Source organism: Sporichthya brevicatena, assembly GCF_039525035.1.
Taxonomy (GTDB): Bacteria; Actinomycetota; Actinomycetes; order Sporichthyales; family Sporichthyaceae; genus Sporichthya; species Sporichthya brevicatena.
On record NZ_BAAAHE010000064.1, the window covers coordinates 1 to 4,607 of the forward strand.

A 4,607-nucleotide genomic window follows, 5' to 3' on the forward strand; every position below is an offset into this window, starting at 1 on the left:
TCTACCGACTCCTCGAAGCAGGCCCCAACCCGGCTTGACGGGACATAGGAGCGTCACCCCTTACTACGCAGTAAGGGGTGTCACCCCTTTTTTCACACTTTCTTCACGCGCCTGAGCGGTCGGCCGGGGCGGGGGTGGCGAGGCGTTCGGCGACACCGTCGGGGTCGGTGGCGGAACGTTCCTGGCCGAGGAAGAGGTCGCGGATCGCGGCGACGAGCTGGTCGGCGTCGTCGTCGCCGGGGTCGACGAGGTGGAGCAGCCCGAACCCGACGGCAAGGGCGACGAACGCGCGGGACTGCCGCGGGTCCGCGGGGGCGCCGACGGCGGCGAGGCCCGCCCCGGTCGCCTGCTGGTAGGTCGCGAGAGCCTCGCGGGCGGGGCCGGCGAGCTCGGGGGAGCGCGGGGCGTTGACGAGCACCTCGTAGAACGCGAGGCGGTGCGGGACGTCGAGCTCCATGACCTTGGACGCGTACCAACCGGCGATGTCGCCGGGGGTGAGGACGCCGTGCAGTTCGCCGAGGTCCATCGACGCCATCTCCGCGGCGCGGCGCTGGACGAAGGTCTGCAGCGCCTCGGCGACGAGCTCGCCGATCGAGGAGAAGTAGTAGCTCGCCGTGGCGAGCGGGACCCCCGCGGCCTCGGTGACCGTGCGGTGCGTCGTCCCGGCCAGCCCCTGCGTTCCGACCACCTCGACGGCGGCGTTCAGGAGCGCCTCGCGCCGGGGTTGCGCCTTGCGGCGCGGCTGGAGGGGGGCCATACCGGGCAGTCTTGCACAAATTTCTTGGAAGTTCTTCCAAGTTGGTCCGGATGGTGGTTTGCTGAGCCGAGTTGAGACGAAAGGGGCGCTCCCGTGAAGCTCGTTCGCCGCGCAGCCGTCCAGGCCGCCACCGCCACCGCCACCGCCACCGCCGCGCTGGTCGCCCTCGCCGTGGCCGGCCCGCTGGGCCTCGGCACCGCGCAGGCCGAGGTGCCCCCGGACCACGCCCTGTTCCTCCCCGAGCCCGCGTTGCAGGGGGCGAACGACTTCTCCTGCAAGCCGACGGCCGACAAGCCGAATCCGGTCGTCCTGGTCCACGGCTTCGGGGCGACGGCGAGCGAGAACTGGTACTTCTTCGCCCCGCACCTCGCGGCGCAGGGCTACTGCGTCTTCGCCAAGACGTACGGTCAGGACCCGCGCTACCCGAGCCGCGGCGGCGTGCAACCGATGGAGAGGTCCGCCGCCGAACTCGCGGCCTTCGTCGACGAGGTGCTGGCCGCCACCGGTGCCAAGAAGGTCGACATCGTCGGGCACTCCGAGGGCGCGATCATGCCGCGCTGGTACCTGAAGTTCCTCGGCGGCACGAAGAAGGTCGAGCACTTCGTCGGCTGGGCGGGCCCGAACCACGGCACCGACATCCAGGGCATCACCAAGCTGCGCGAGTTCATCCCGGGCTGGGACGCTCAGATGGGCAGCTACTGCGGCCCGTGCCCGCAGTTCATGCCCGGTTCGGACTTCATCACCAGGCTCAACGCCGGTGACGAGACCCCGGGGTCGACGCACTACACCGTCATCGTGACCAAGTACGACGAGATCGTGACGCCGTATCAGACCAGCTTCCTCGAGGGCGCGGAGAACATCGTCCTCCAGGAGGTCGACCCGATGAACTGGGCCGGCCACGGCTCGATGGCCGCTGATGCGCTGACCTTCGACCTGACCGTCAAGGCCCTGCAGGCGCACGCGCACTGAGCCGGTCGGCTCAGCGCGCGTAGGGGGCGAGCTCCGGCTCGGCCGCGACGTGCGGAGTGCCGACGAGCGTCCCGCCGACCGCGGCCATCATGCGGGTGTAGTGGACGGCCAGAAACTGACGGTTCACGCCCGGTTGGGTGGGTTCGGTGCAGGCGGCGCGGTCGAAGCGGTCGACGCGGGCCGGGCCCGGGTGGTCGAGGGCGTCGATCGCCAGCGCGTGGGAGACGGCGTCGTAGGTGCCGATGCTGATGTGATCGGCGACGTGGCCGGGGCACGCGTCGCTCAGTCGGATGTTCGCGATGTCGCCCTGACCCGTCGTCAGACGTGAGTTCTCCGGCGGGACGATGACACCGTCGGTCGACGTGTAGAGCACCGTGTAGCTGATGCCCGCCACCGTCTCGGGCCCGTCGTCGAGGACGCGGTTGAACTCGGATCCCTCGCGCTGCTGCCAGATCGCCGGCGCGCAGTCGGGATTGCAGAGCAGGTTCGCGGCCTGGGTCCCGTGGTTCGACGGCGCGAGGCCGATCAGGTCGTCGACCATGCGTCGGGTGTCCGGCCAGAACTTCAGCACCCAACGTCCGATCATCCCGCCCTGGCTGTGGCCGATCACCGAGATCCTCCCGCCGGTGCGCGCCCGCATCGTGCGGATCGCGAACACGACGTACTCGGCGGCGACCTGGATGTCTGCCATCGCCTGCTCGGGCAGCTCGATCGAGCAGAACGTGCGCTTCTCCAGCAGGAACGCCTGGGTCCAGTTCCAGTCGAAGTTGAGCTCGGGGTTCAGCGTCGTGCCGGGAACGAGCAGCACGGGGGTCCTGCCGGGCTCGCCGCCGTGGCACCGCAGCGCGGCGGCGAGCTTGTTCTTCGCCACCGACAGGGTGGGGCCGGTGTCCGCGGGCGCGGCGGACGCCGGCGCCGGGAGCGCGCCGACGAGCAGTGCGGCGCTGAGCAGCCCCGCGGCCAGCGAGCGCTTCATGTGGGGGAGTTCCCGGGCTTCCACTTGATGCCGCAGCCCGCGCTCGGCTGGTGCGGCTCGGGGACCGGCTGTCCGGCGAGCACGAGTTCGACGGCCTCCCGCAGCGTGTCACCGGTGACGGGCCCGCCGGTGCTCGGCCGGGAGCCGTCGAACTGGCCGCGCCAGGCGAGGCGCCGATCGGCGTCGAAGAGGAAGAAGTCGGGCGTGCACGCGGCGCGGTAGGCCTTCGCGACCTCCTGGGTCGCGTCGATCAGGTACGGGAACGCGAACCCCGCGCGGGCGACCTGCTCGGCCAGCCCCTCGGGCCCGTCGTCGGGATAGGCGTCGGTGTCGTTGCTGCAGATGCCGACGCTCGCCAGCCCGACGTCCGCGAGCTTGTCGAGCAGCGGACCGAGCGTGCCCTCGACGTGCTTGACGTAGGGGCAGTGGTTGCACAGAAACGCCACGAGCAGCGCGGGGGCGTCGGCGAAGTCCCCGAGCGAGACCGTGCGCCCGTCGAGCGCGGGCAGGGAGAAGTCGGACGCCGGCGTACCGAGCGGGACCATGTGGGACGGGATGGGCATGTCCGCATCATCGCCGATCCCGGGCGGAGGGCAAGAGAACCGGGGTGAACCCGTTGCCGGCTATGTGAATCTCACCTAGCCTGGAGATCGTCGCCACCCGCCCGGCGGAGGAGCCTGCAATGACGCAGACCGACACCCCGATCGAGTTCGGGGCCGAGACCCTGCCCGACCCGTCCGGTCGCGTGACGCCGTATCGCGACCCGATTGCGCTCGTGGGCGCGCTGCTCGAACACATCGACGCCGGCACCACCGACCTCGGGCCGCGGGTCGGACGGGTCCCCGTCGCGCACTACACCGACCCCGCGCGGATGGCGGCCGAACTCGACCTCCTGCGGCGGACGCCGGTCGCGTTCTGTCCGTCCGCGGCGGTACGGGAGGCGGGGTCCTACGTCGCGCGCGAGTCGGCGGGTGTGCCCCTGCTCGTGGTGCGGGGCAAGGACGGGGTGGTCCGCGCGTTCCGCAATGCCTGTCGGCACCGGGGGACTGCGATCGCTGAGGGCAGCGGGTGCGCGCACTCGTTCGTGTGCCCGTTCCACGGGTGGGTCTACGGGCTCGACGGCTCGCTCTCCCACGCCCCGGACGCCTACGGCTTCGAGGGCATCGACCTCGCCACGCGTGCGCTGACCCCAGTCGCCTGTCTCGAGCAGGGCGGGCTGGTCTTCGTCCAGCAGGAGGGTGAACCACGTTTCGACCTCGTCGCGGACGTCCCCGGCCTGACGGACGATCAGGTCGTCGTGGAGCGCGAGCGAATCCCGGTCGAGGGCAACTGGAAGGTGTTGGTCGAGGGGTTCCTCGAGGGCTACCACATCCGCCAGACCCACAGGTCGACGTTCTTCCCGATGGGCTACGACAACCTGACCGTCGTCGAGCACGCCGGCCGGCACTCGCGGGTCGTGTTCCCGTTCCGTCGTATCGAGAGCCTCCGGGACACCCCACCGGTCGAGTGGCACCTGGGCCGGGCGCTCACGATCGTCGACCAGATCTTCCCGAACGCGGTCATCGCACGGCTGACCGCGCACAGCGCCTTCGTCGCGATCGAGCCGGTCAGCCAGACGCGCACGATCCTCGACATCACGAAGGTCGCGATCCCGGAACCGGACGGGACGATCGCCGACGCCGTGCACCGGGACATCGAGTTCGTCGAGAACGGTCTGCTGGAGGACCGCGCGATGGCCGAAGCCGTGCAGCGCGGCATGCAGGGCCGGATCGAGGACGTCGTCTTCGGCCGGTTCGAGTCGGCCCTGACCCACTTCCACGACGGGCTGGCGGCCGAGCTCGGGTCCTAGTACTACAGCCGCACTTATGGATAGGCGCCACGGGCGCGGTAGTGGCTGCGTCGAGC

Annotated in this window: 5 protein-coding genes; 2 read left to right on the forward strand and 3 right to left on the reverse strand. The window is 70.7% G+C overall.

What is annotated here, in order from left to right:
• Nucleotides 1-103: 103 nt before the first annotated feature.
• Entirely contained in the window at nucleotides 104-757 is a 654-nt protein-coding gene (locus ABD401_RS24520; RefSeq protein WP_344609759.1) for a TetR/AcrR family transcriptional regulator, read from the reverse strand.
• A gap of 93 nt (nucleotides 758-850) precedes the next feature.
• Between ABD401_RS24520 and ABD401_RS24525 the strand changes: the two genes are divergently transcribed.
• Nucleotides 851-1,726 (forward strand): esterase/lipase family protein, encoded by an 876-nt coding sequence (locus ABD401_RS24525; RefSeq protein WP_344609761.1) that lies wholly within the window; start codon nucleotides 851-853, stop codon nucleotides 1,724-1,726.
• A 10-nt stretch (nucleotides 1,727-1,736) separates the two neighbouring features.
• On the opposite strand, the gene ABD401_RS24530 is transcribed toward ABD401_RS24525, so the two are convergent.
• Entirely contained in the window at nucleotides 1,737-2,702 is a 966-nt protein-coding gene (locus ABD401_RS24530; RefSeq protein ID WP_344609763.1) for a lipase family alpha/beta hydrolase, read from the reverse strand.
• Nucleotides 2,699-3,265: a thioredoxin family protein gene (locus tag ABD401_RS24535; RefSeq protein ID WP_344609765.1), complete on the reverse strand. Its 567-nt coding sequence runs from the start codon at nucleotides 3,263-3,265 to the stop codon at nucleotides 2,699-2,701. The genes ABD401_RS24530 and ABD401_RS24535 overlap by 4 nt, the downstream gene beginning before the upstream one ends.
• Before the next feature lie 119 nt (nucleotides 3,266-3,384).
• Here ABD401_RS24535 and ABD401_RS24540 point away from each other — a divergent pair, with 119 nt between their 5' ends.
• The gene (locus ABD401_RS24540; RefSeq protein ID WP_344609767.1) at nucleotides 3,385-4,551 is read left to right on the forward strand and encodes an aromatic ring-hydroxylating oxygenase subunit alpha; all 1,167 of its coding nucleotides are present in this window, start codon (nucleotides 3,385-3,387) and stop codon (nucleotides 4,549-4,551) included.
• Nucleotides 4,552-4,607 lie beyond the last annotated feature (56 nt).

Coding starts and splice junctions, on each gene's coding strand:
- ABD401_RS24530 (WP_344609763.1), bottom strand. CDS start 2,702: ATGAAGCGCTCGCTGGCCGCGGGGCTGCTCAGCGCCGCACTGCTCGTC.
- ABD401_RS24540 (WP_344609767.1), top strand. CDS start 3,385: ATGACGCAGACCGACACCCCGATCGAGTTCGGGGCCGAGACCCTGCCC.
- ABD401_RS24535 (WP_344609765.1), bottom strand. CDS start 3,265: ATGCCCATCCCGTCCCACATGGTCCCGCTCGGTACGCCGGCGTCCGAC.
- ABD401_RS24520 (WP_344609759.1), bottom strand. CDS start 757: ATGGCCCCCCTCCAGCCGCGCCGCAAGGCGCAACCCCGGCGCGAGGCG.